General features: G+C 73.4%; 24 protein-coding genes. 11 read left to right on the plus strand and 13 right to left on the minus strand.

Translation table 11 applies throughout. From position 1 onward, the window contains the following. Positions 1-8: 8 nt before the first annotated feature. Genes ACPZVR_RS02335 through ACPZVR_RS02350 form a run of 4 tightly spaced genes read right to left on the minus strand, consistent with a single transcriptional unit; the run spans position 9 to position 6233 of the window. Positions 9-3740 (minus strand): hypothetical protein, encoded by a 3732-nt coding sequence (locus tag ACPZVR_RS02335; RefSeq protein ID WP_436697951.1) that lies wholly within the window; start codon positions 3738-3740, stop codon positions 9-11. A gap of 11 nt (positions 3741-3751) precedes the next feature. Continuing rightward, the gene (gene mshD, locus ACPZVR_RS02340) at positions 3752-4633 is read right to left on the minus strand and encodes a mycothiol synthase (protein WP_436697952.1); all 882 of its coding nucleotides are present in this window, start codon (positions 4631-4633) and stop codon (positions 3752-3754) included. Then, positions 4630-5460 (minus strand): SGNH/GDSL hydrolase family protein, encoded by an 831-nt coding sequence (locus tag ACPZVR_RS02345; protein WP_436697953.1) that lies wholly within the window; start codon positions 5458-5460, stop codon positions 4630-4632. Before ACPZVR_RS02345 ends, mshD begins: the two co-directional genes overlap by 4 nt. 26 nt (positions 5461-5486) lie before the next feature. After that, positions 5487-6233: a winged helix-turn-helix transcriptional regulator gene (locus ACPZVR_RS02350; RefSeq protein WP_436697954.1), complete on the minus strand. Its 747-nt coding sequence runs from the start codon at positions 6231-6233 to the stop codon at positions 5487-5489. 130 nt (positions 6234-6363) lie between these two features. On the opposite strand from ACPZVR_RS02350, the gene ACPZVR_RS02355 reads away from it, so the two are divergent. From ACPZVR_RS02355 to ACPZVR_RS02370, 4 genes are read left to right on the plus strand one after another with little or no spacing between them, the layout of a single operon-like run. Then, complete coding sequence (locus ACPZVR_RS02355; protein WP_436697955.1) at positions 6364-6639, plus strand: MoaD/ThiS family protein; 276 nt, start codon at positions 6364-6366, stop codon at positions 6637-6639. 34 nt (positions 6640-6673) lie between these two features. Next, positions 6674-8038: an O-antigen ligase family protein gene (locus tag ACPZVR_RS02360; protein WP_436697956.1), complete on the plus strand. Its 1365-nt coding sequence runs from the start codon at positions 6674-6676 to the stop codon at positions 8036-8038. Beyond that, positions 8035-8865, plus strand: coding sequence for an FkbM family methyltransferase (locus ACPZVR_RS02365; protein WP_436697957.1), 831 nt, complete (start codon positions 8035-8037; stop codon positions 8863-8865). The genes ACPZVR_RS02360 and ACPZVR_RS02365 overlap by 4 nt, the downstream gene beginning before the upstream one ends. 10 nt (positions 8866-8875) lie before the next feature. Then, positions 8876-10087: a glycosyltransferase family 61 protein gene (locus ACPZVR_RS02370; protein WP_436697958.1), complete on the plus strand. Its 1212-nt coding sequence runs from the start codon at positions 8876-8878 to the stop codon at positions 10085-10087. A gap of 58 nt (positions 10088-10145) precedes the next feature. On the opposite strand, the gene ACPZVR_RS02375 is transcribed toward ACPZVR_RS02370, so the two are convergent. The 7 genes from ACPZVR_RS02375 to ACPZVR_RS02405 form a co-directional block, all read right to left on the minus strand. Then, a complete protein-coding gene (locus tag ACPZVR_RS02375; protein WP_436697959.1) occupies positions 10146-10865 on the minus strand; it encodes a sugar transferase in 720 nt (239 codons plus the stop codon). A gap of 3 nt (positions 10866-10868) precedes the next feature. Next, positions 10869-11600 carry a hypothetical protein gene (locus ACPZVR_RS02380; protein WP_436697960.1) on the minus strand — a complete coding sequence of 244 codons (732 nt, stop codon included), beginning with the start codon at positions 11598-11600 and terminating at the stop codon, positions 10869-10871. Continuing rightward, positions 11597-12787 (minus strand): glycosyltransferase family 4 protein, encoded by a 1191-nt coding sequence (locus tag ACPZVR_RS02385; RefSeq protein WP_436697961.1) that lies wholly within the window; start codon positions 12785-12787, stop codon positions 11597-11599. Before ACPZVR_RS02385 ends, ACPZVR_RS02380 begins: the two co-directional genes overlap by 4 nt. 15 nt (positions 12788-12802) lie before the next feature. Next, on the minus strand, positions 12803-13786 hold the full coding sequence (locus tag ACPZVR_RS02390) for an NAD-dependent epimerase/dehydratase family protein (RefSeq protein ID WP_436697962.1): 984 nt from the start codon (positions 13784-13786) through the stop codon (positions 12803-12805). 95 nt (positions 13787-13881) lie between these two features. Then, a complete protein-coding gene (locus tag ACPZVR_RS02395) occupies positions 13882-14808 on the minus strand; it encodes an SGNH/GDSL hydrolase family protein (protein WP_436697963.1) in 927 nt (308 codons plus the stop codon). Positions 14809-14867: 59 nt separating this feature from the next. After that, complete coding sequence (locus tag ACPZVR_RS02400) at positions 14868-15761, minus strand: class I SAM-dependent methyltransferase (RefSeq protein ID WP_436697964.1); 894 nt, start codon at positions 15759-15761, stop codon at positions 14868-14870. Between the two features lie 148 nt (positions 15762-15909). Then, positions 15910-16812 carry an SGNH/GDSL hydrolase family protein gene (locus ACPZVR_RS02405; protein WP_436697965.1) on the minus strand — a complete coding sequence of 301 codons (903 nt, stop codon included), beginning with the start codon at positions 16810-16812 and terminating at the stop codon, positions 15910-15912. Between the two features lie 53 nt (positions 16813-16865). On the opposite strand from ACPZVR_RS02405, the gene gmd reads away from it, so the two are divergent. The 3 genes from gmd (at position 16866) to ACPZVR_RS02420 (ending at position 20323) form a co-directional block, all read left to right on the plus strand. Then, positions 16866-17843 carry a GDP-mannose 4,6-dehydratase gene (gene gmd, locus ACPZVR_RS02410; RefSeq protein WP_436697966.1) on the plus strand — a complete coding sequence of 326 codons (978 nt, stop codon included), beginning with the start codon at positions 16866-16868 and terminating at the stop codon, positions 17841-17843. Positions 17844-17946: 103 nt separating this feature from the next. Next, complete coding sequence (locus tag ACPZVR_RS02415) at positions 17947-19230, plus strand: methyltransferase (protein ID WP_436697967.1); 1284 nt, start codon at positions 17947-17949, stop codon at positions 19228-19230. Position 19231: 1 nt separating this feature from the next. Further along, positions 19232-20323 carry a glycosyltransferase family 4 protein gene (locus ACPZVR_RS02420; RefSeq protein ID WP_436697968.1) on the plus strand — a complete coding sequence of 364 codons (1092 nt, stop codon included), beginning with the start codon at positions 19232-19234 and terminating at the stop codon, positions 20321-20323. Positions 20324-20357: 34 nt separating this feature from the next. On the opposite strand, the gene ACPZVR_RS02425 is transcribed toward ACPZVR_RS02420, so the two are convergent. Next, positions 20358-21092: an FkbM family methyltransferase gene (locus ACPZVR_RS02425; RefSeq protein ID WP_436697969.1), complete on the minus strand. Its 735-nt coding sequence runs from the start codon at positions 21090-21092 to the stop codon at positions 20358-20360. A 90-nt stretch (positions 21093-21182) separates the two neighbouring features. On the opposite strand from ACPZVR_RS02425, the gene ACPZVR_RS02430 reads away from it, so the two are divergent. Genes ACPZVR_RS02430 through ACPZVR_RS02440 form a run of 3 tightly spaced genes read left to right on the plus strand, consistent with a single transcriptional unit; the run spans position 21183 to position 23668 of the window. Continuing rightward, positions 21183-22337: a glycosyltransferase family protein gene (locus ACPZVR_RS02430; RefSeq protein ID WP_436697970.1), complete on the plus strand. Its 1155-nt coding sequence runs from the start codon at positions 21183-21185 to the stop codon at positions 22335-22337. 42 nt (positions 22338-22379) lie between these two features. Continuing rightward, the gene (locus tag ACPZVR_RS02435) at positions 22380-23051 is read left to right on the plus strand and encodes a class I SAM-dependent methyltransferase (RefSeq protein WP_436697971.1); all 672 of its coding nucleotides are present in this window, start codon (positions 22380-22382) and stop codon (positions 23049-23051) included. Next, entirely contained in the window at positions 23048-23668 is a 621-nt protein-coding gene (locus ACPZVR_RS02440; RefSeq protein ID WP_436697972.1) for a serine O-acetyltransferase, read from the plus strand. The genes ACPZVR_RS02435 and ACPZVR_RS02440 overlap by 4 nt, the downstream gene beginning before the upstream one ends. Positions 23669-23680: 12 nt before the next feature. Here the strand turns inward: ACPZVR_RS02440 and ACPZVR_RS02445 are convergent, their stop codons facing one another. Further along, on the minus strand, positions 23681-24361 hold the full coding sequence (locus ACPZVR_RS02445) for a CatB-related O-acetyltransferase (protein WP_436697973.1): 681 nt from the start codon (positions 24359-24361) through the stop codon (positions 23681-23683). A gap of 95 nt (positions 24362-24456) precedes the next feature. Between ACPZVR_RS02445 and ACPZVR_RS02450 the strand changes: the two genes are divergently transcribed. Then, positions 24457-24687 carry an acyl carrier protein gene (locus tag ACPZVR_RS02450; protein ID WP_436697974.1) on the plus strand — a complete coding sequence of 77 codons (231 nt, stop codon included), beginning with the start codon at positions 24457-24459 and terminating at the stop codon, positions 24685-24687. Positions 24688-24696 lie beyond the last annotated feature (9 nt).

The raw sequence follows: 24696 nt of genomic DNA on the forward strand, positions 1-24696 counted from the left end.
GCCCCGGGTCACAGGTCGGTCCGCCACTGGCGCAGCGCCTCCAGGAACGTGGACGCGTCGACCATGCGCGCGTCGATCACGACCGGCGACATGCTGCGGCGCAGGATGAGCACCCGCCACGACTTGGATCCCGGCGTGCCGGTCTGCTCGATCTTGGTGTTCGGGCTGGTCAGGTCGAAGGTGCTGTTGGTGTCGCCCTGGGTGACCTTGAGGACGCCGGTCTCGTCGATGCTGACACTGCGCGAGGAGTTGCTGGCCTTGAGGGCGTAGCCGAGCAGGATCGCGGCGATGACCGTGAGCGTCGCGCTGAAGGCGATGTCGTCGGCCAGGGTGCCCTTGATCGCCATCCGGCCGACCATCGCCGCCAGCCCGATCGCGCCGAGGATGGCCAGCGGGGCCAGGCTGTCGCTGCCGCGCTTGGCATGGAAGGGGACCCGCTTGCGGGTCGGGGCCGGGACGGCAGCCGCGACCGCGGGCTCCCGCTCGGTCGCCCGCGCGGGGGCGACCGGCTCAGCGTCCGGCTCCGGCTCGGGTACGACGGCCTCGGGCTCGGGTACGACGGCGTCGGGTTCCGCCTCCGTGACTGCCTCCGCCTCGGCCGCGGGCTCCGGCTCGGGCTCCGGCTCCGGTTCCGGCTCGGGGCTGACGACCTCGGCATCGACCTCCGGCTCCGGCGCGGGAGCCGGCTCGGGCTCGGGGGCGACGACCTCGGGCTCGGGCTCCGCGGCCTTCGGTGGCGCGGCGGTCGGCGGGCTCACGGGCGCGTCGTCGTCCTCGGCTGCGACATCGAGGGTCTCGACGTCGTCGAGGAACTCATCGGTCTCGTCGGGCTCGCCCGTCTCGTCGGCCTCGGTGGGCGTGCTCGCCGTCGCCCGCCACTGCTCCAGCAGCGAGGGGGTCCGCTCGGCGGGCGTGCCGAGCGCGTCCGCGATGTCCGTGTGGGGCTCGACGCCATCGACGGGCTCGACGGGCTCGGTCGTCTCGGGTTCCGGCAGCACCGCGGGGGTCGCCTCCGCGGCGAGACGGGCGCGGATCTGGGCCATCTGGGCGGCCAGGTCGCCCACCGGCGGGACCGCCGAGGCCGGCTCGGCGTCGACGAGAGCGGCGATGTCGGGCAGGTCGGCGGGCTCCGGCGGACCGGCCGCGGACTCCGGCTCCCCGTCGCCCGCCTCCTCGGGCTCGGCAGCGAACCGCACCTCGGGGGCGGGTTCGGTGGCGGGTTCGGCCTCCGGCGTGGGCGCCGGGCCGGAGGCCGGTTTACGCTCGGCGACCGACTCGGCGACCGACTCGGCGACCGACTCGGCGACCGGCGCGGCGGTCGGGACGGGCTCGGGATCGACCGGCGCCTCGACCGGCGGCGCAGCCACCGGGACGACCGGCTGCTCGGCGACCGGGGCGGGCGCGGCGGCCGGGGCGGGCGCGGCGGCCGATGGCGCGGCGAGGACGTCCTCGGTCAGCTGGGCGCGGATCTGGGCGACCTGGTAGGCGAGCGCGGCGGCGTCGGCGAGGGCGCGCTCGCGCTCGCGGGCGAGCTCGGCCGCACGTGCCTCGGCCTCCTCCCGCGCCCGGGCGTGCTCGAGCGCCCGCTCCTCGGCCTGGACGAGGTCCGAGCGCAGATCCTGCACGGCGCTGGCGTGGGCCTCGGCGGCGAGCTCGAGCTGCTGGCGGGCCTCCTCCTCGGCGAGACGGCGCGCCTCGGAGGCGTCCAGCGCCCGACGCTCGGCCGCCTCGGCGGTCTCGAGAGCCAGGCGGGCCATCTCGGCCTGCTCGAGGGCGGCCTGCTCGGCGGCGCTGCGGGCCTGGTGGGCCTCCTGGGCCAGGCGTGCGTGGTCGGCGGCGGCCTGTTCGGCCGCGGCGCGCTCCTCGACGGCCTGACGGGCCAGGGCGCCGTGCTCCTGCGCGCTCGCGGCGGCCTGCTCGGCGAGCAGGCGGGCCCGTTCCTCGGCCGCCTCGGCGGCGCGGTGGGCGTCCTGGGCGAGGGCGGCCTGCTGGCGGGCGGCCTCCTCGGCGAGGGCTCGTGCCTGGGCGATCTCGGCGGAGGTCCGCTCGGCCGCCTCCCGCTCCTCGAGCATGCGGCGGGCGAACTCGGCGTGCTCGGCGGCGCTGACGGCCGCGGCCTCCGCCATCACCCGGGCCCGGGCCTCGGCGGCTTCGCGGGCTGCATGCGCCTCCGCCGCGCGCCGGGCCTGCTCGACCGCACGCAGCTCCGCCTCCTCACGCTGCGCGGAGGCAGCGTTCGCGAGCCGGTCGGCCTCGGCACGGGCCTCGTGGGCGAGCTGGGCGGCCTCCTCCGCGGCGAGCCGCTCGGCGGCCTGTTCGGCGGCGGCCAGCTCGGCGTCGCGACGCAGCCGGGCGGCGAGCGCGGCGACCACCTCGGCGTTGTCGGGGACGCCGGGGGTGTCGTCGGCGACCTCGCCGTCGGTCTGAGCGGGGGCGACCAGCTCCGCCTCGATCTCGGCGCGGGCGTGGGCCAGCACCTCCTCCGGCCGGCGGGGGGCCTCGGCCACCTCGTCGATGTGGGGGATCGGCTCCTCGAGCAGGGGCGGCTCGACGATCTCCTGACGGGGCCGCGACTGCGCCTTCGGTGCGGCACTCGCGCCCGGCCGGCGTCGCAGGCGGGCCAGGCCCTTGGGCTGGGGCGCGGGGACCGGCTCCGCGAAGCCACCGTCGACGGCAGCCGCGATCACGCGCTGCCCGGCCTCCTCGTCGCTGACCCGGCGTGCAGGCGAAGGAGTCGCGGCTGTCTGCTCGGGCTCCGCCTCCGCCTCGGGCTCCGCCTCCGCCTCGGGCTCCGGCTCAGGTGCGGGCTCCGGCGCCCCGACGGAGGCCGGCCCGATGTCCTGCGCGGGCGTCGGCTCGTCGGACGCGACCGCGGGGTCGTGCCGCTCCGCCTCGGGAGAAGGCGCCGCGACGGCGGGGTCCTCGTCGTGCCAGACCTCGGCCGTCAGCGGGTCGACCTCCGCGCCGCCGGCGTCCCGGGGGAGCGTGCCCGGCGCCGCGGCGGCCACGTCGAGCGCGTCACCGAACGGCCGGCGGGTGGCGCGCGCGATGATGTCCGACCAGTCGCCGGAGGCGTCGCCGGTCTCGTCGGCGCCACGCTCCTCCAGGGCGTCCGGCGCCCCGGCCGACGCCTGCCCTGGGGCCGGGTCGTCGGCGGCATCGCGGCCGGGATCGCCGGGCTCCGGCGCCGGCTCCGAGCGCATCCGCTCGAGACGGTCGGTCAGCGTGCCGCGCAACGTCGGGTCGTCGGTGGTGGCGCTCGACCCGGCCTCGAACTCCTCGGGGTCGATCTCCGTCAGCGGGCGGCCGAGCGAGCGGTCGATGACGCTGGCCCAGTCGGCGTCCGACGGCCCCGCCCCGGCCGGGGCGACGGCGTCGGTCCCCGCGTCGGCGCGAGCCTGCCCGTCGACGCCGTCGCCCTCCGCGGAGTCGGGGACGTCGCCGGCGTCGGCCGCGCGCAGCCGGCCGCTCCGGCCGCCGACGCGCGCCACCAGGTCGTCGAAGGGCTCGTCCGTCGCGGTGCCGGCGGTCTCGTCGGGGCCGTCGCCCTCCTCGAGCGGCACCGAGGTGTTGCTGCGCCGCAGCAGCTCCTGGATGTCGTCCGGGTCGAGCTCGCCGACCATCGGCCCGTCGTCGGTACGACGCCGCAGCAGGCCTCTCCGTCCCCGGCCGCGTCCAGGACGCGACTCAGCGAGCCGGGCGTCCTCGGGACCCGGCTCGCCGTCGGTGACAGAGCTCATGGTGGGTAAATCTACTCACCGGTCGCAGAGTTACGGGCCAGTTCCGGGCGCTGGTACTGCACGTGGGTGTCGGCCGCCGCGTGGCGGAAGCCGAGGGCCTCGTAGAGCCGGCGCGCGGGGGTGTTGTCGGACTCGACGTAGAGGAGCACCTCGCTCACGCCGCGCGCGGCGAGGTGGTGCAGACCGGCGATGGTGAGCACGCGGCCCAGCCCCCGGCCCTGGGCGGCGGGCGCGATGCCGACGACGTACACCTCGCCGAGGGAGGCGTCGTGCTGCTTGGTCCAGTGGAACCCGAGGAGCTCGCCGTCGTCGTCGACGGCCAGGAGCAGTCCGGCGGGGTCGAACCACGGCTCGGCCATCCGCTCGGCCAGGCCGGCGGCGTCCATCGCGCCCTGCTCGGGATGGTGGGCGAAGGCGGCCGCGTTGACCGCGATCAGCGCGTCGGCGTCGCTCGCGCCGTAGTCGCGGATCCGCACCCCGGCCGGCGGCTCCACGGAGGGCAGCGGCACGGCGGCCGGGCGACGCATCACCCACAGCTCCCGGGTGCGGACGAAGCCCCACCGTTGCGCGAGCGCCGCGGCGGCCGGATGGTCGCCGTGCGACCAGGCGGTGAGCGGGCCCGGCTCGGCGACGGCCAGGGCGCCGAGGCTCGCCCCCAGGCCCGAGCCGCGCCTCCCCGGGGCGACGACGAGGTCGAGCTCGGTGCCGCGGCGCAGGGCGAACCCGTCGTCACTCACCCAGGACCCGATCCCGTCGAGCCCGTGGTGCTTGAGCCGGAGCGTCACGGCCTCGTCGACCGGGTCGGTGCCGTCCGCCTCGCGGCTGGCGTCGCGCACCCGGCCGATCGCGTCGAGGGCGGGCGCGTCGGTCAACAGGCGCAGCTGCGAGGTCACCCCTCCGACGGTAGCGGCACCGCGTCGGGCTGCCGCAGGTGCGGCTGGGTGCGGGTCCACTCCTGGATCTGCGCGGCCAGCGCCCGGCCGACCAGATCGTGGGCGTCGGGGGAGAAGTGGAAGCCGTCCGGGACCGCGTCGTCACGGTTCGGGTACGTCGCCGCGACGATCTCGTTGGTGCGGAAGACCCGGACCTCCCGGTCTCCCCGCGCCTCGACCGCCTCGGCCAGGAGCCGGTTGAGCAGCTCGACCCGGGCCGGCATGCCGGGGAAGAGCTGCACGCCGTAGGTGCCCGGCAGGGGCGTCTCCATGAGGATCACCAACGGGCTCTGGATCTCCCGGACCCGCTCGGTGGCGCGCATGATGTCGGCGACGGCGTGGCGGACCCGGCGCTCGCCGTACCGCGGCGGGAGCCGCCGGTCGAGCGCCGTCTGCGCACGCACGAGCGAGCGCCACAGCGGGCGCAGCACCTTGGTCCGGTACGCCGTCGACAGCCGCCTCGGCAGCCAGGTGAAGGCGTTCGCGTGACGCTCGAGCCGGTTGGGCCAGAGCAGGTGCAGGGTCTCGTAGTGCCCGACCATGTAGATCACGACGTCCGGCGAGAAGCCGACCACGTCGCGCTCCCACATCCGCACCACGGCCGAGGTCGGCATGCCGCCGACCGTGACCGTGCGGACCTCGGTGGGCTGCCCCGAGGCGAGCAGCTCGCGCTCGACGACCCGGGGGAAGCCGAGGTTGCTGCGCGGGCCGCTCATCGGGCTGGTCCAGCCGGCCGTCGATGCGCCCCGGATGAAGATCCGGGTCGGGAGCCATCCGGTCTCGTTCACGGGGACGACCCTAGGGGATGGCGCGATCAGACGCCGCGGCTCTCGACCTCGGGCGCGGGCGCCGGTGCGGACGTCGGCGCGGTCTCGGCGTCCTTGGTGGGCAGCACGAACCGGTAGCCGACGTTGCGCACGGTGCCGATCAGGGTCTCGTTCTCGGGGCCGAGCTTGGCGCGCAGCCGCCGGACGTGGACGTCGACGGTCCGGGTGCCGCCGAAGTAGTCGTAGCCCCACACCTCCTGCAGCAGCTGCTGACGGCTGAACACCCGGCCGGGGTGCTGGGCGAGGAACTTGAGGAGCTCGAACTCCTTGAAGGTGAGGTCGAGCGCGCGGCTGCCGACCTTCGCGGTGTAGGTCGCCTCGTCGACGACGACCTCGCCCGAGCGGATCAGGTGGGCGTCGGGATCGGCGGCGTCGCGAGCGGCGGAGAGCCGGCCGATGGACAGCCGGATGCGGGCCTCGAGCTCGGCGGGTCCGCAGGTGTGCAGCACCACGTCGTCCATGCCCCAGTCGTGGTGGACCACCGCGAGGCCGCCCTCGGTCACGATGAGGACGACGGGGACGTCGGCGCCGGTCGTGCGGATCAGCCGGCACAGGTCCCGGGCGCCGGCGAGGTCCTGCCGGCCGTCGACGAGCAGCAGGTCCGACTCCGGCGCGTCGAGGAGGGCGCTGCCCTCCGCGGGGAGGATGCGGACCTGGTGGCCGAGCAGGGCGAGGCCGGGCAGCACCTCCGCCGAGGGCTGCAGGGCGCTGGTCAACAGCAGAAGCGTGCTCAAGCTGGCCTCCTCGCCGACGCCGCCGTCGTGGCGGCACCGAGTCGAGACCGAAACGCACCGTTGGGCCCCGGCCAGTTTTCTGATGGGGGATGATACCGACATACGCACGCCGTGGGGAAGGGTCGTCGAGGTGAGTGAGACGCAGGTCATCCGGGTCCGGTACTGGGCCGCCGCCCGCGCAGCGGCCGGGATCGCGGAGGAGGACGTGGCCGTCGCCGGCCCCGTGACCCTCGCCGAGCTGCGGGCCGAGGTGGTGGACCGCCACCCGGGCACCCGGCTGCCGGACGTCGTCGGCATCTGCTCGGTCCTCATCGGCGAGCGGCCCGTCTCGTCGGAGGATCCGGCGGCGGTGCTGGTGCGTCCGGGAGACGTCGTGGAGTTCCTCCCGCCATTCGCCGGAGGGTGAGACCGCGGCGGTCCCGCGCACCTATACTCCCCGCGTGCTCGCCTCCTCCCGAAAGCCCCGCCCGTCCGGGCGGTATCGGGCCGACAGCATCGCGGTGACCGCCTGCCTGGTGGTCCTGGCGGTGGTGCTGGCCGCGCTGGCGAGCCAGGGCACGATCGCGACGATCGTCGCCGGCGGCGCGGCCTTCTACGTCTTGATGCTCGCGCTCGTGGGTCGCGAGCGCACCGCGGTCTTCACGCTGATGGCGGCCTTCGCGACGGCCCCGATGTACAAGGGCCTCGCCCCCTCCGCCAGCTCGCTGGTGACCGCGACCGACGGTCTGGTGGCGCTCGGCGTGCTGCTGCTCGCCCCGTCGCTGTTCAACAAGCGGATCGAGGTGCCCGGACTCTTCGCCCTCGGCGTGACGGTCGTGTTCGTGATGTCCTCGATCGCCTCGGTGGCGTCCCCGGAGCCGGCGAAGAGCTACCTGACCATGATCCTGTGGCTCGGGGTGATGGCCGGGCTGCCGGCGGTCTTCGCGATCTGGCGGCCGAGCAACGCCGTCTTCGACCTCCTGTGCTGGTGCTACGTCTTCGGGCACATGGTCAGCTTCGGCTACGCGATGTACTACGGACCGTCCGACCAGGGCCGGTACGGCGGCCTCGCGACCCACCCCAACTACTTCGCCCAGGGCGGGCTGATCACGTTCTGCGTGCTCCTCTACCTGCTCTACCGCCATCGCACGTGGGTCGTGCGGACGGTGATCGTCGGTGCCGGCGTCGTGTGCGGGGCGACGATCTACCTCAGCGGGAGCCGCGCGGCCATGGTGGTCGCCGCCGTCCTCATCCTGATGATCCCCGTGGTGGAGCGCTCGGCGATCATGGGCTTCATCTACGCCATCGGCGGGGCGCTGTTCGTGATCGCGATCCCGATCCTGGTCGACATCAGCGGCGAGACCTCCTCCCTGGGGCGCCTGGTCGGCGGCAGCAGCTCGGGCTTCTCCGATCAGGCCCGCGAGCTCGGTCAGCAGACCGGCATCGAGCGCTTCCTGTCCCAGCCCTTCATCGGCACCGGACTGATCGACCTGTTCGAGATCCACAACATGTACCTCGAGATCGCGGCGGCCATCGGCGTCTTCGGCCTCGCCGGGTACCTCTGCGTGATTTTCGTGTTCGCGCGGCCTTTGTTCAGTGACGTTCCGCATCGTCGGCTGTTGTATGTCGCGTGGGCCTTCATCGGGTTCGGTGCGACAGTGCCGGGCTTCTACGACCGCAGCATCTGGTTGCCCCTCGCCCTGGGTGCCGTGGCCGTGATGGAGTACCGCCGCACGACACCCTGGTTCCTGCCGGAGCGACCGTCAGGAACGCCCCCCACGGTGCCCGCTCCGGCCGGCGCCGCCCCCCGAAAGGCTGATCGATGACGCTCGTCCGCAGTGGCGCCCACCTGGCCAAGCGCGTACGCCAGACGCCCCAGCTGTTCCGCAACTTCCCTGAGGTCTTCTGGGATCTCGGGACGCATCGGACGCGCCTGCGCCGCCAGGAGATGACCTTCCGGATGCGCAACGGGTACGTCGTGACCTGCCCGAACGTCAACGGCGCCCGGTTCCCCCTCTACGAGATCTTCGCCGACGACGCCTACCACCTCGGCGAGCTCACCGCCGGTGTCGACGCCGACGCCGCGGTGCTGGACGTCGGCGGCCAGATCGGCAGCTTCTCGCTGGCCCTGGCCCGGGTGCTGCCGAAGAGCCGGATCCACGTCTACGAGGCGTCGCCGGTGTCGGCGTCGTACATCACGCGCAACGTCGAGGACAACGGCCTCGGCGCCACGATCACGGTCCACGGCGAGGCGATGGCCGGCGAGCCCGGCGAGTTCACCTTCGTCGACAGCGGCACCGCGAGCGGCCACAACGGCCTCACCGCGCCCGGCTGGATGAAGGAGCAGGGCGCGACCGAGGTGACCGTGCCGGCCCAGTCGTTCGACCGCGCCGTCGGCGAGATCGAAGCCGAGGGACGCGCGGTGCAGATCGTGAAGATGGACGTGGAGGGCGCCGAGTACGACATCGTGCTGCGCAGCTCGCCGGCGTCGTGGGCCCAGGTGCGCAAGGTCGTCATGGAGTACCACCCGGTCGAGGGGCACACGCTCGACGAGCTGCTCGCCTTCTTCGCCGCCGTCGGGCTGGAGCCCGGCCGGCACGACCCGGGCCTGCGTCCGGGCCTCGGCGTCATCTGGCTCTCGCGACCGGCCTGAGCCTCGATCCGTGAGCCGCCTGCCCTCCCAGCTCCAGCCGCTCTGGCCGGTCGTCAAGCGGGGGCACCGCTGGGGTGCCCGGATGGTCGGCGCCGCCGGCCGGCACACCGTCGGGCCTGCCCGCGGGCTGCCGCGCACCGGCAGCGAGCGGTCCCGTGAGACGGCGCTGCTGGAGCCGGCCACGACCCGGATCGTCCCGGTCGGCGACGCCTTCACCGTCCGGCGCACGCTGCCCGTCGGCGAGCCGCCGGCGCACTGGTACTTCGCCGAGCGGCTGGAGCAGCGGGTCCCCGAGCGCTTCGTGCTGGAGCTGACCGAGGGGCGGCTGCAGGGCCGGCACGCGGCGGTCGTCACGGCCGGCGGCGTACTCGACCTGGAGACCAGCCACTACTTCGACATCGCCGGCTGGCGCGAGCACCCGGTGTTCTGGAACCCCCGACCGCGGCCGGCGGAGCGTGTCGACGGCACCGTGGCGGTGCTGGCCGCCCGCGGCACCGGCCACAACTACTACCACTTCCTCATCGACGCGCTGCCGCGCCTGGCGATGCTGGACGCGGCCCATCCGGGCCTCCGACCGGACCGCTGGGTGGTCGACACCGCCACGCGCTACCAGCGGGAGCTGATCGCGCTGCTCGGGCTGGAGGAGGAGCGCCTGGTCGCCCCCGGCCCCGGCTTCTCGCTGCAGGCCCGGCGGCTGCTGGTGCCCTCGCTGCCGAACGTCAGCACGCTGGTCTCTCCCGAGACCAGCGCGTGGCTGCGAGTCCGGCTGCCGCCGCGAGGCGCGGCGAGCGGACTGCCGGACCGCCTCTACGTCACGCGGGGCACGACGCCCCACACGCGCCGGCTGGTGCAGGAGGAGGCGGTCGTCGCGATGCTGCGGCGGCGCGGCTTCACGGTCATCGACCCCGGGACGCTCAGCGTGCAGGAGCAGATCGACCACTTCGCGGCCGCCCGCGTGGTCGTGGCACCGCACGGCGCCGCGCTGACCAATCTCGTCTTCGCGCGCGACGGCGTGCGGGTCCTCGAGCTCTTCGCGCCGACCTATGTCAACGGCGGCTACTGGTCCATCGTCGGCAACATCGCGGACAGCCGCTACCGGTACGTCGTCGGCGACGGTCCGCGCGCTGCCCGCCCGGGTCGGCCGCAGCGCGGCGTGATGGACGACATCGACCTCGCCCCGGCCCGGGTCGAGGAGGCCCTGGAGCGCCTGCTCGCGGACTGACGTCCGCTCGGCCGGTGGCAGCGGCCGCCGGGTGCGGAATCAGCCGGTGGGGGCAGGGTCAGGCGACCTCGGTGTTGTCCGCCCGCGGCGAGGGGTGCTCGTCGAGGGCGACGACGGAGCGCGAGCCGCTGTTGCGGGCGATGAGGTCCATCACCTCGGTGTAGCTGAGCGACGGCTTGACGTGGGCGACGATCAGGACCGTGCGGAGCAGGATCGTGAAGTCGAGCCGCAGCCGGTAGCCGTCGAGGACGGCGTGGCAGTAGGCGCCCTCGATGCGCAGCCGCTCGGAGTCGGTGAGCGCGTCGCGACCGACCAGCTGCGCCGGACCGGTCAGGCCGGCCGCGGTGAGGAAGCGGTCGCCGGCGTAGGAGTACTCGTCGAGCAGCGCGTTCATCACGTTGGTGGGCAGCGGCCGGTTGCCGACGATGCTCATCTTGCCGCTCAGCACGTGCACGAGCTGGGGGATCTCGGTCAGCCCGCACTTCTCGAGCAGCCGCCCGGCGCGGGTGTAGAGCGGCGAGTCGGGCGAGATGTTGAGGAAGCGGGTGTTGGTGACGGGCACCGTGTCGCGGTTGACCAGCCGGTCGGCGTTCTTGACCATCGTCCGGAACTTCACGACCTTCGTGGGATCGCCGTTCCCGACGAGCCGGTTCGACCGGTAGAACACCGGCCGTCCCGAGGTGATCAGGATCAGCAGCGCGCCGCCCGCCACGGCTGGCAGCCACACCACGGCAGCCAGGCTGACCACGACGACGTCGAACACCCGCTTGATGTGCATTCGCTACTCCCGTGTTCTCCCGGTCGACCCGCTGTCCCTAGCGCCCCCCAGCGCGCCGCGGCGTCGTCCCGATGAGAGACTCAACGAGCGAATTGCGAAAGAGATACTCCTCACGGCCAGCCAAATTCGCGAGTCCGCCCCGACGGTCCGTCCGACCGCCCCCAGGTCGGGGTCGAGCGCGACCCGGGCCAGCCGGTCGTACGACGCGTGGAGACGCTGCCACGGCAGTCCGCCCCGCCCGGCGCGCAGCCGCCCGGGATAGAGCACGGCGAGCCGAGCGCCGTGGCGGTCCACCCGCTGCTGGAGCAGCTCCTCGAGCAGGCACTTCCAGCCGCCGTAGTAGCGGCGGTCGTCTCCCGGGGCGAGCGCGATGACGGTGGAGACCAGCACGACCTCGACCCGGCGACCGCAGGCGAGGACCTCGTCGACGTAGCCGAGGTCGCGGCGGACGGCGGCCAGGTCGGCCTCGAAGTCCGGCTCGACCGGATGGACCGGACCGAGCGCCGCCACCACCAGGCGCACCGTGCCGTCGCCCAGGGCGCGGACCCGCTCGGCGAGCGTGCCGTCCGAGGCGTCGACCACCGCGGCGGGGCCGAGCCCTGTCGCGTCGGCCACCGCGACCGCGTCGGCGGCGTCGCGCGCCACGGCGAGAAGAGGGGATCCGCGACGGACGTCGACGACGGCGCGGCCCAGGCGGGTCTTCGGGCCGAGGAGGACGGTCGCGGACCGGCTCATCGGCCGGCCCGGCGCAGGATGGTCTCGAAGCGGTCGGCACACCCCGCCAGGGCGAACTCCTGCTCGGCGAGATCGCGCGACGCCTCGCCCAGCTCCTCGCGCAGCTCCGCGTCGGTGACGACCCGCGCGACCCACGCGGCCGCCTCGGGAAGCGAGCGGGCCTCGGGGGCGACGACCGCGCCCCCGGCCTTGGTGATCAGGGTGGACGCGAGGTTCTCGCCGGGCATCATGCCCAGCACCGGGCGGCCGGCGCACAGGTAGGACAGCGTCTTCGACGGCACCGAGAAGGCGCCCGCCTGCTTGTCGAGCAGGACGACGAGGACATCGCCGGAGCCGAGCACCTCGGACAGCCGGTCGTAGGGCTGGAACGGCAGCAGGGTCACCGGTACGTCGAGCCGCCGGGCCTCGTCGCGGATCACCTCGACGGCCGGGCCCTCGTTGACGACCACGAGGCGCACCGGCTGGCCGGCGTCGATCACCTCGCGGGCCAGCCCGACCAACAGGGTCGGATCGTGCTTGAGCCCGAGGGTGCCGGAGTAGAGCAGGGTCGCGACGTCGTCGAGCTCCTGCTCCTCGGCCCAGCGGTTGACCCGCGGGACGGGGACGATCTCGTCGAGCGGCGCCCAGTTGGGGATCACGGTGACCTTGTCGGCCGTCCCCCACTCCTCGTGGACGGGGACGAACGACGGCGCGATCACCACGATCGCCGCGGCCCGGCGCGAGACCCACCGCTCGGCGACGCTGAACGCGGTGGCGACGACGCGGAAGAGCCCGCCCAGCTTGTCGCCGGCGAACGACCTCACCGCGACGGCGTACACGTCCTGGTGCCACAGCACCCAGGGCCGGCGCATCAGCGCCATGCCGAGGGCGAACACCACCAGCGTCGGGATCTGCGCGTTGGACAGCATGGCGGTGGCGGCGCGGGTGCGGCGCACCTGGCGCAGCAGCTGCCACCCGACGACCGCCTCGATCAGGATCCGCCTGGCGAACCTGTCCTTGGCGATCGGCGTGGCCGGGCCGACCGGGTCGAAGACGAGGGTCTCGCCCGGCTCGGCGCGCAGGTGCCCCTTGCCGGACACCCATCCCGGGCAGAACGAGTGGGTGACCGCGTGCCCCCGCCGGGCGAGCTCACGGCTGAGCTCGACCTGGAACGGGTGACCCGAGTAGTCGTGGACGAGGATGCGCACGTCGGGGAGGAGTGCTCAGCCCTGGGCGCGCTTGACCTGGTCGTAGACCCAGGCGTAGGTCTTCGCGAGCCCGTCGGCGAGGCTGATCGACGGCTCCCAGCCGAAGACCTCGTTGATCATGGTGTTGTCGGAGTTGCGCCCGCGCACGCCCTGCGGGGCGGAGAGGTCGTACTTCCGCTCGCACTTGATGCCGGCGATCTCCTCGACGATGGAGTAGAGCTGGTTGATCGACACGAGCTCGGCGGAGCCGAGGTTGATCGGGTCCTCGAGGTCGCTCGCCAGGATCATCTGGGAGCCCTTCACGCAGTCGTCGATGTACATGAAGCTGCGGGTCTGCTCGCCGTCGCCCCAGATCTCGAGCTCGTGCTTGCCGGAGATGACCGCCTCGGCGATCTTGCGGCACACGGCGGCGGGCGCCTTCTCGCGACCGCCGGTCCAGGTGCCCTCGGGGCCGTAGACGTTGTGGTAGCGGGCGGTGCGGGTGATCAGGCCGAAGTCCTCGGCGAAGTGGCGCGCCATCCGCTCGCTGAAGAGCTTCTCCCAGCCGTAGCCGTCCTCCGGCATCGCGGGGTAGGCGTCGGCCTCCCGCAGCGCGGTCACCGCGGTGTCGGTCTGCTTGTCGGCCGCGTAGACGCAGGCCGAGGAGGAGTAGAAGTAGCGCTCGACGTCGTACTTCTTCGCGGCCTGGAGCATGTGGGTGCTGGTGAGCACCGTCAGCATGCACAGCGCCTTGTTGTTCTCGATGAAGCCCATGCCGCCCATGTCGGCGGCGAGCATGTAGACCTCGCGCGCGCCGGCCGTCGCCGCCTCGGCGGCGTCGAGGAGGGACAGGTCGGCCTGGACGTTCTCGGCGTCGGGATGGACCTGGTACCACTCCTCCTGCGGCTTCACGTCGACCACGCGCACGGACTTGCCCTGTGCCAGCAGGTCGGCCGCGAGGTGGCCTCCGATGAACCCTCCGCCACCAGCGACCAGCACGTCTACAGGCCGAGCCGTCATGTTCCCTCACTCCTTCGCGTTTCAGCCCCCCAGCTGCATGCGGATCTCAACGACCCAGGGGCTTCCACGTCACGGGACCGACGGGGTGAAGCCGCTCAGTCCTCCTCGGCGTCCTTCCCGAGGACGTCGAGGAGGAGGTCGGCGACGAGCTCCTGCTCCTCCGGATAGGGGTGGTACGCCGCGCCGTCCGGTCGCGGGGGAGCGGCGCCCGCGATCCAGGGCTCCTCCGAGCAGATGTCGTGTCCCTCGCTGGCGCCGGCCACGTCGACGTACTCGGTGTCGGTCTTGCGCGCGGCCGAGGAGACCGCGCTGTTCAGCGAGACGAGGGCGTCGTGGGCGAACGGGACGTCGCCGTCGGCGAGCGGCAGCTGCTCGCACCCCGCGGTGGCGGGGAAGGGCTGCGGGTAGCCGACCAGGAGGATCCGGGCCTCCGGGGCGCGCTCGCGGACCGCTTCGACCACGTCGACGAGGCGGTTGCGGATCTTGCCGATGTTGTCCAGGGACTCCGGGTTCTCCGCCACGAGATCGGCGCACGGAGATCCGGTCCGGTCCTGCTGGCCGGCGAGGACGCAGTTGACAACGAGGACGCCGAACACGTTGAAGTCGTTGCCGCCGAGGCCGATCGTGACGAGCGCGGTGTCCTCGCCGACCGCGTCCAGCTGCGGGGGCACCGGGCCGCCGCGGGTGGGGGTCTGGGCGGCGGTCACGTGCTCGGTCGTCGCGCCGCCGCAGCTGACGTCGGTCAGCTCGAGGTCGAGCGCGCGGGCGACGCGGTGGGGGTAGTTGTCGAGCGAGCGCAGACACCCGCCGGAGGCGGGATCGAGCTCGCCGGTCAGGTAGCCGGCGGTGTAGGAGTCCCCGAGCGCGACGTACGCGTCGCCCGCCCCGATGTCCCGGTCCCGGTTTCCGTCCGGGCCCCCGGGGCGGGCGGGGCAGGCCGCGAGGAGGAGGACGAGCGGAGCGAGGAGGGCCACGGCGCCGGCGGGAGCGGCGATGCGTCGACGTCGTGCGTGACGATGCATGCCGGCCAACCTACGTGCGGGATCCCAGCGGGTCGCGGAGGACGGCCGGCGGAGGACGGTCAGGCGGGCTTGCGCGCCGTGACGTCGAGGACGATGCGGGGGGCCAGGCCGCGGTCGACGAACTGGTCCATCACCCGGCTCCCGGCCTTGAGCGCGCGTCCGCGCAGCCCGGCGAAGTAGAGGTAGAGCTCCGAGGACAGGCTGTAGCGCGCCTTCGGCGTCGCCACGACGTCGGTGTAGCCGAGCCGCGTGAGCTGCAGCTCCATGCTCGCGGGGGTGTGGAGGATTCGGTGGTGCGTGGGCAGGCGCCGGTCGGAGACCTTCGTGACCCGGCCGTCGGTGATCTTGGCCATCCCGAGCGCGGCCCGGTCGGCGAAGGTGCGGTGCGGTGTCTGCAGGACCAGGCAGCCGCCGGGCCGCAGCATGGCGAGGGCGTCGGCGAGCAGGTGGTCGCCGTTGGGCACGTGCGCCAGGACGCACCACATGGTGACGATGTCGAACTCGTCGCGGTGCCCGAGCGTCCCGATGTCGCCGAGCTCGAGCCGGACCGCGTGGCGCTCCTCGGCGAGTCGGACGGCGGCCGCGGACGTCTCGTTGCCGAAGACCTCGCAGCCGAACTCGTCGCGCGCCAGCTGCAGGAAGCCGCCGTCGCCGGCGCCCACGTCGAAGACGCGGGTCCCGCGACGCGACCCCACCAGGTCGAGACTCGCGCCCAGCATCTCCCGCCAGATCTCCGGGCGCCCGCCGTCGCGCTTCGCGGCGACGTAGGCGGCGTAGAGCTCCGGGGTGATCTGCTCCTCGTCGACCACCTGCGGCGGCGCGTCGTCGTACTCGCCGTGGGCGGACATCCCGCAGACCGGGCAGGTCACGATCGTGCGGCCGGTCGCGCGCGACGCGGGCATCCTGCGGATCTGCTGGGATCGGCACGCCGGGCACTGCTGGACGTCGGGCATGGGGCTCCTTCGCGAATGTGCCGGGCGGACACGGCCTCGTGGGCGGGACGGATCCTAGGGCACACCGAACCCTCACGCGCTCGCATTGGGTGCTTTGCCCGCCGCGGGTGCGTCCCGCGGGTGCGTCCCGCGGGCGCTCGGCGCGGTCTCAGCCGAGCGCGTCGGCGAGGAGGTCGGCGACGACCTCCTGCTCCTCGGGGAAGGGGTGGTAGGCGAAGGCGTCGCCCCGCTCGGGCTCGGAGCCGGCGATCCACGGCTTCCTCGCGCAGATGTCGTGCCCGTCGGTCGCCGACCACACGTCGACGTACTCGATGCCCATCGTGTCCGCCGCCGACCGCAGCGTCTCGGTCACCTCGCGCGCCGCGTCGTAGGCGAAGGCGACGTCGCCGCGCGCGATGGGGAGGTCCGCGCACGGCTCGTCCGGGGGGAAGGTCTGCGGGTAGCCGATCAGGATCACCCGCGCCTTCGGCGCCTTGGCGGCGACCGTGCGGACGATCCGGGTGAGCGCGTCGCCGACCGCCGCCAGGTTGCGCTCCCCCTTGTCCTCGGCCCCCTCGGCCAGGTCGGTGCAGGGCGAGCCGTCGGGATCGCTCGCGGCGAGGCTGACGCAGGTGCCGATGACGATGCCGTAGAGGTCGATGTCGTTGGCGCCGACGCTGATGGTGACCAGGTCGGTGTCCGCGGTGACCGCGCCGATCTGCGGCGGGATCTCGGTGCCGCCCTCCTTCTCCTGCGGGGAGAGGACGTCGCGGCTGGTCGCGCCGCCGCAGCTGGCGTCGACGAGCTCGAGCTCGAGCCGCTCCGCGACCTGGCGGGGATAGTTGGCCAGCGACCGGAGGCAGGCACCGGAGTCGGGATCCGTCTCGCCGGTGAGGTACGCCGCGGTGTAGGAGTCGCCGATCGCGACGTACCGGTCCCCGGCGGCGATGCTCCGGCCCCGGTTGGCCCCGGCGTCCGGGCGCGGCTCCTCCTCCGGATCGCCGCACGCCGCCGACAGCCCGCCGGCCAGGAGGAGGGCGACGCAGACGGAAGCGGCTCGCCGACGGCTCATGGGGCTGGATGATACGAGCCGCCTCCCGATCGGCCTCCTCTAGGCTCTGCCGGGTGAAGCGCGCATTCATCACCGGCATCACCGGTCAGGACGGGTCCTACCTCGCCGAGCTCCTGCTCGACAAGGGCTACGACGTCCACGGCCTGGTGCGGCGCTCGTCCATGCTCAACCGGGGACGGATCGACCACCTGAAGGACAACCCGCGGCTGAGCCTCCACTACGGCGACCTCACCGACGGGGTGAGCCTGGTCAACCTGGTCCGGATGATCGAGCCGCACGAGGTCTACAACCTCGGCGCGCAGAGCCACGTCAAGGTCTCCTTCGAGATGCCGGACCACACGGCGTCGACCAACGCCATCGGCACGCTGCGGCTGCTGGAGGCGATCCGCGCCGCCGGGCTGGAGTGCCGCTTCTACCAGGCGTCGACCTCGGAGATGTTCGGGCTCACGCCGCCGCCCCAGGACGAGCTGTCCGTCTTCCACCCGCGCTCGCCGTACGGCGCCTCGAAGCTCCAGGCGCACTGGGTGACGGTCAACTACCGCGAGGCCTACGGCCTGTTCGCGGTCTCCGGGATCCTCTTCAACCACGAGTCGCCGCGGCGGGGCGAGAACTTCGTGACCCGCAAGATCACCAAGGCCGTCGCCGCCATCGAGGCGGGGATCGCCGACCACGTCGAGCTCGGCAACCTCGACGCGGTCCGCGACTGGGGCTTCGCGCCGGAGTACGTCGAGGGGATGTGGCGGATGCTCCAGGCCGACGAGCCCGACGACTACGTGCTCGCGACCGGTGTCGGTCACACCGTGCGCGACTTCTGCGACGCGGCGTTCGGCCATGCCGGGCTCAACTGGGCGGACCACGTCAAGCACAACGGAGCCTTCGAGCGCCCGGCCGAGGTCGACGCCCTCATCGGCAACGCGGCCAAGGCCGAGGAGCTGCTCGGGTGGACCGCCTCGGTGCGGGCGCCCGAGCTCGCGCGGATCATGGTGGACGCCGACCGTGAGGACCTGAGCCGGCTTCTGGGCGGACGCTGAGCCGACGGAGCGGTCCGGCAGCGGATGCCTCGGAACCTGGCCGGGGTCCGGACGTTGTGACTCTAGGATCGCCGGACCCCCCAGGAGGAAGTGGCACGTGGACATGGCCCCCGCAGAACCCGACGAGGTCGCCCAGTCGACCCCAGCCCAGCACGTCCAGGAGGAGGAGGCGGCGTGGCGCGCCATCGTCGCTGCCGTGCTCGGCGACGGGGCCGAGCTGGTCTCCGTGAGCCGGTACATCACCGACAGCCGGACCTACCGCGCCGGTGACCGGCTGGCGAAGATCCGCCGGATCGACCCCGCGTGGCCGGCCGACGCCGGCATGGAGGTCGAGGCCGGGTTCCTGCGCTCGCTGGGTCGTGAGGTCGACTACACCCAGCGCGACGGCTGGGAGGTCTCGGTGCAGGACGTGCTGCCCGGCAGCACGTTCAGCAGCCACCTGTTCGACCAGCAGGAGACGTCGTTCACCACCGGGGACCGGGTGCGGGTGCTGCGCTCGCTGGTGCCCGAGCTGCGGGCGCTGCACCGCCAGGGCATCTCCCACGGCGACCTGCGCACCGACAACATCCTCGTCGAGGGGGACGCGGTGCGGCTCGTCGACTTCGACCGCGCGGCCCGCACCTCGCCGCGCCGGGCGGCGCTGCGGGACTGGGTCGGCATCGGCGGCAGCCCCACGCCGTTCTGGAAGCTCGCGGCGGTCTCGCTCGCGCCGAAGAGCCTCACCGCGGCCCGGCGGCTGCGCTACCAGCTGGTGAAGAACCGGCCCGCGGCCAAGGTCGCCGGCGAGCCCCGTGACGTGGCCCGGCTGCGCGACGCGTGGCACCTCGCCGAGCAGTCCGCCGCCAACGCCCGCGGTCAGGGGCTGGCGTACTACGCCCTGAGCTACCGTGGCCGGCACCTGTCGGGGGAGCGCGCCTGGCCGTTGCGCTGGGACCCGATCGCCGCCTCGGTCGACTTCACCGGCAAGCGGATGCTCGAGCTGGGCTGCAACATGGGCCTGCTGTCGAACTTCGCGAAGATGCACGGCGCCGCCGAGACCCACGGCGTCGACCACGACCCCACGATCGTCGACGCCGCGCGCACCGTCGCGGACGCCTTCCAGACCGGCTCGACCTTCGAGCAGCTGGACCTGATGGGCTCGGAGAGGTGGGAGGAGCGGCTGTCCGGCTACGACCTGGTCACCGCGCTGTCGGTCGTGCACTGGCTGCCGGACCGCGACCGGGTGCTGCGCTTCCTCGCCCGGCACGCCGAGCTGCTCTACGAGGGCCACGACGAGCTGCCCGACGAGATCGCCCTGCTCAACTCCCTCGGCTTCGACCAGGTCGACGTCGTCCTGCGCACCGAGCGGGACCGGCACGTGCTGTACGCGCGGCGCACGGGCGGCTGAGGTGGCGCTCGCCGTCGCGACGGCGCGCCGGGACGCCGAGCCCCTGCGCGTCGTCATGCTGGCCACCGGCCTGACGGGCTATCTCGACGCGAAGTTCCGCGCCCTGGTGGCCCGTGGGGTCGAGCTGTTCGTCATCACCCAGGCCAAGCGGGACAACGTGGCCTACGAGCGGTTCCCGCTCGAGGACGTCGCCCGAGTGCACGCGTGGCACGAGCTGCCGACGGGGGAGGAGCTCGACCGTCTCGTCGACGACTTCGCGCCGCACGCGATCCTCGTGCACTCCTGGCACATCCCGCCGTACCGCGACGTGCTCAAGGGCCGGGAGGGCCAGTGCCTGCGGGTGTGCTGGATGGACAACAACTGGCTGGGCACCCCTCGGCAGTGGGTCGGCCGGGCGACCTCGCGCTGGTTCCTGCGACCGATGTTCGACGCCGCGATGGTGCCCTGCGAGCGGACCGAGACCTTCGCGCGCCACCTCGGCTTCGCGCCGGACGCGATCCTGCGCGGCAGCCTGTGCGCCGACACCGACCTCTACGGTGCCGGCCCGTGGCCCGGCACGGAGCTGGCGGGCCGCGGCGCCTTCCTCTCGGCGTTGCGGATGGTGCACCACAAGGGAGCAGACGTCCTCGCCGACGCCTACCGCCGCTACCGCGCCGCCGTGGCGGAGCCGTGGGAGCTGCACCTGGCCGGCGTGGGACCGCTGGAGGCGGAGTTCGACGGCGTGCCCGGCGTGGTCCGCCACGGGTTCGTGCAGCCGCGCGACCTCGCCGGGCTGTTCCACCGCAGCAGCGCCTACGTGAACCCGTCCCTGGCCGAGCCCTACGGCGTCGTCCTGCACGAGGCCACCGCGGCCGGCCTGCCGGTGATCACCTCCGACATGGTCGGTGCCGCGCCGACCATGGTCCAAGACGGTGTCAACGGCTTCCTCTACCCCACCGGGGACGCCGCCGCGCTCGCCGACCGCATGGCCCGCACCAGCACGGCGGGGCCGGAGCGGCTCGAGGAGATGTCGGCGGTGAGCAAGGCGTTGTCGATGCGTCTCTCCCCGGCCTCGTGGGCGCGCAACCTGGAGGACTTCCTGCGCACCTGTTGAGCCCGGGCGGTCGCCCGGGCGACGGTCCGGCCGGTCAGGACTCCCGGAAGAACACGCCGTCGGCCTGGAGCACCGCGCCCGACGCCGCGGCGAAGCCGGGCTCCAGGCCGGTCAGGACGAACCCGGCGTCGTACATCCGGGTGATCGCCTCGTCGACGAGCATGCCGCCCTCGTAGGTCGTCGTGAAGGACAGCTCCAGCTGGACGCCGACGCAGCGGTCCAGGGTCCGGGCCGCGCCGTCGAGGACCTGGCGCTCGAAGCCCTGGGTGTCGACCTTGAGGAAGATCCGCTCGCCGCGCACCGGGAGCTCGCCGACCAGGTCGTCGAGCCGGCTCACGCGCACGGTCTCCGTGCCGACGTACCCGACGTGGGGCGCGGCGGCGGCGTGCCGCTCGCCCATCGGCAGGAACGAGCTGCTGTCGCTGTTGGAGGCGACGTGGATGTCGGCGGTGCCGTTCTCGGCGCCGAGGCCGACCTGGACGGTGTGCCAGTGCGGGTCCGCGGCCGCGGCGGCGGAGAGCACGGCGTACGGCGCGCTCATCGGCTCGCAGGACACGATCGGGCCGCCGTAGCCGAAGTGTCGCAGCTCGGCACCGTAGGTGCCCTTGGCGGCGCCGACGTCGAAGACCAGGTCCACCTCGCGGGCGGCGAGCTGGGTCTGCAGGCGCACCGCCGGGTGGCGGCGGACGACGAAGCCGCGGTCCGCGACGACCTGGATGGCCGAGCGCAGGGCGCGCGAGGTGAGCTGCCGTCCCAGGTTCTGCTCCATGGGTGCACACCGTAGCGGTGGTCCGCCGTGCTGCGTGCGGCTATGCTGCGGCCCTTCCTGGATCGCGACCGTGGGGTGTGGAGAGGTGTGATGACGACCGTTCTCGTCGAGCCGAGTCCGGTCGGGCACCGGTTCCAGGCCGTCGCCAACGTCGCCCGGGTGGCCCTGCGCAGCGGGGAGGTGGTCCTGCTGACGTCCCACGGCGCCACGGCGCACGAGGCGTTCGGCGACTATCTCGGCGACCTCGACGTGCGCGTCGAGGAGGTCTTCGACGGGGTCCTGCCGCCGACCCGCGCCATGGCCGCCGCCGCGGCCGAGATCTGCCGGCAGCGGCCGGCGGGGCCGGGGGAGCGCCACACGATCGTGGTGATGGATGCCGACCAGGCGCTCAAGCGCTGGTGGTTCGAGGCGCCCCGCATCCTGAGGGGCATCGAGCCGCGCCCGCGCGTGGTCTTCATGCTGACCCGCTACCCGGCCAAGCTCGGGCTGGGCGACCTGACCGGCTGGAAGCTGCGGATCCCCAAGGCCACGCTGGCGGTCGCGGCGATGGCGACCCGCACGCTCGACCGCACGGCGGGCTTCGCCGGCCGCGACGACCTGACGCCCGGCTGGATCGTCAAGCGCACCCGCGACCCCGACCTGTGCGACGCGCACTCCCGCGACCGGGCGCAGCACCGCGCGGAGCTCGGCCTGCCGGCCGAGCGCCGGATCGCGGGCATCTTCGGCGTGATCAACGAGCGCAAGAACGCCCGCCTGGTCTGGGAGGCGATGGGGGAGGCCGGCCTCGACGCCGACCTGTTGCTCGCCGGCCCGATCGCGCCGGAGGTGCTGGCGTGGGCCGAGGCGCTGCCCGCGGAGGAGCGGGGCCGGGTGATCGTGCGCGACGGCTTCCTCGCCGGTGACGTGCTCGACCGGCTGGTGGCGTCGGTCGACGTGGCGCCGGTCATCCTGACCAACAACGGCCCCTCGGGGATCATGGGCAAGGCGCTCGCCGCCGAGGTGCCGGTCGTCACCGCGGGCTCCCGGGTGCGGGCCCGCGAGCTGGTCGCGACGGACGCGGGCGAGGTCGCCGACCTCGACGCCGCCAGCATCGGCGCCGCCATCGCCCGGGTGTTCGCCTATCCGCCCGACCGGAAGCGCTCCAACGCGATCCCCCCGGCGACCGCCGACGAATTCGCGGAGAACCTGCTGGGCGTCGACTCGTTGGGACGGGTACGTCGTCCTCGGTCGAGCCAGCGCGCCTGACCGAGCCGCGGCTCCCACGATCCCCCAGGAGGCGTTCCCCCGATGAGGCTTCACCCGTCCGAGCACCCGCGGCTCTACGCCGCGGCCCGCGCGACCGCGCACGCGGTCAACACCCCGATCGCCAAGCGGCGGATGGGGAGGGCCGCGGCGGCGGCCCAGCGCCCGATCAAGCTCGAGATCGGCGGCCTCTCCGACCGGGCGGGCTGGCTGGTCGTCAACGTCAACGCGCGCACCCGCAACTACCTCGACGCCACCGGGCCGTGGCCGTTCGAGGACGGCGCCCTCGACGTCGTGTACGCCGACAACATGATCGAGCACGTCCCGCTGGAGGCCGGCCGCCGGATGTTCGCGGAGGCCCACCGCTGCCTGCGCCCCGGGGGCGTGATCCGGCTGGTGACCCCGGACCTCGGCAAGCACGTCGAGCTCTACCTCGCCGGCACCCGCTCGGTCGAGGACGAGGTCGGCGGCTTCTACCGCTCGCTCGGGCTGACCGTCGAGCACCCGACCGACCTGGTGCGGGTGCCCATCGCGTCCTTCGGCCACCACACCGGCTACCTCTACGACGTCGCGTCGCTGTGTGCCGAGCTCACCAAGGCGGGCTTCGCCGACGCGCGGGAGTGGTCCCTGTCCGACAGCCAGCACGAGGCACTGCGCGGGCTCGACAAGCGCACCGGCGAGGGCGGCGCGCAGATGGCGATCGAGGCGGTCCGGTGACCGGCCCGGCCGCCGAGCCGGTGGCGGGCCTCACCACCTCGGCGGGTCTGGGCTTCCGCGACCTCGTGTTCTCCGACCTGCTGCGCTACCGGCCCGACGTGCGGCCGTCCTGGCCCGCCGTCGCGATGAAGGCGGTGTCCAACCCCGGCCTGGTCGCGTCGGTCATCCTGCGGGCCCAGCAGATCGCCGTGCGCCGCGGCCGGACCCGGCTGGCGTTCCTGCTCCGCTCGATCGGCATGGTGCTGGTGAGCGCCGACTTCGTGCCGGGCATGGATGTCGGCCCCGGCCTGCTGATGCCCCATCCCAACGGGGTCGTCATCGGCAACGGCCTGCGGGTCGGCGCGAACGTCACCTTCGGCGGCGGGGTCACCGCGGGCGTCAAGCAGCCGGACACGCCGCCGGAGGAGGACGGCTTCCCGACGGTGTGCGACGGCGCGATCGTGCTCGCGAACGCCGTCCTGGTCGGCAAGGTGACCGTGGGCCGCTACGCCCAGGTCGGCGCCAACTCCGTGCTGCTCTCCGACGCCCCGGAGCGGGCGGTGATGTTCGGCGTCCCGGCCCGCAAGGTCGCGGTGCGCGAGGCGATCATCCCGGGCTCGTACGAGCGGATCGACTGACCACGGCCCCGCTCACGGACGGCAGATCTCGCAGGACGGCGGCCCGAGCTCCGGGTCGTGCGCGGCGACGAACTCCTCGACGCGCGGCGAGTGGATGATGTCCTTGTGGGCGGCGACCTTGTCGACGTCCCAGTCCCACCACTTGATCCGCAGCAGCGCCTCGCGGACGGGCTGCTCGAAGCGGTACTTGATGTGCTTGGCCGGGTTGCCGCCGACGATCTCGTAGGGCTCGACGTCGCGCACGACCACGGCCCGGGTCGCGACGATCGCGCCGTCGCCGATGGTGACGCCGGAGGAGATGATCGCCTCGTAGGCGACGAACGCGTCGTGCCCGACGGTGATCGGTCCCTTGTTGTGGATGGCGTTGGGCGCCTGGACCCACTCGCCGTTCTCGACGTGGGCGTGGACGGTGGTGACCCAGTTCGCGTGATGGAGGCCGCCGGGCATGAAGATCGCGGTCGGGTTCACGCCGGCATAGCTCTTGACGTGCACCGGCTGGCCGTCGTTCTCGACGGTCTCGACGATCTTCATCCAGGGGTAGGACGGGTACTCGAAGGTGAGCAGCCGCTCGTCGAGCTCGTCGAAGTGGCGCAGCTGGGGGCCGTCCACCCAGCGCCGGACGCTTCGCCTGAGCCGGGCGGCGATCTTCTCGCGGACGGTCCTGGGAGCAGGGACACGCATGTCGGCGGTCATGGCAGAGGAGGCTACCGGTGGAACGCCCGTCGTGAGGACCGAGTTGCGGCTATGGTTGGCCCGCCATTTCCGGGCGAGACGAGGAGCAGGCTGGCATGCAGGATCGGGTGGAGCAGGTCGTACGAGAGTTCGTCGCGCGGGTGAAGCCCGAGGCCGGTGAGCTGAGCGTCGAGACGCCGCTCTACGCCGACGGCGTGGGCCTGGACTCGCTGGAGGCCGCCGAGCTCTCGGCCGTGCTCGAGGACGAGTTCGGCACCGACCCGTTCCAGGGCGACACGATGCCCGAGACGCTGAACGACATCGTGTCGTTCTATGTGACCGCCTGAGCCGGACTG

The organism is Nocardioides segetis (assembly GCF_051390595.1).
Taxonomy (GTDB): domain Bacteria; phylum Actinomycetota; class Actinomycetes; order Propionibacteriales; family Nocardioidaceae; genus Nocardioides.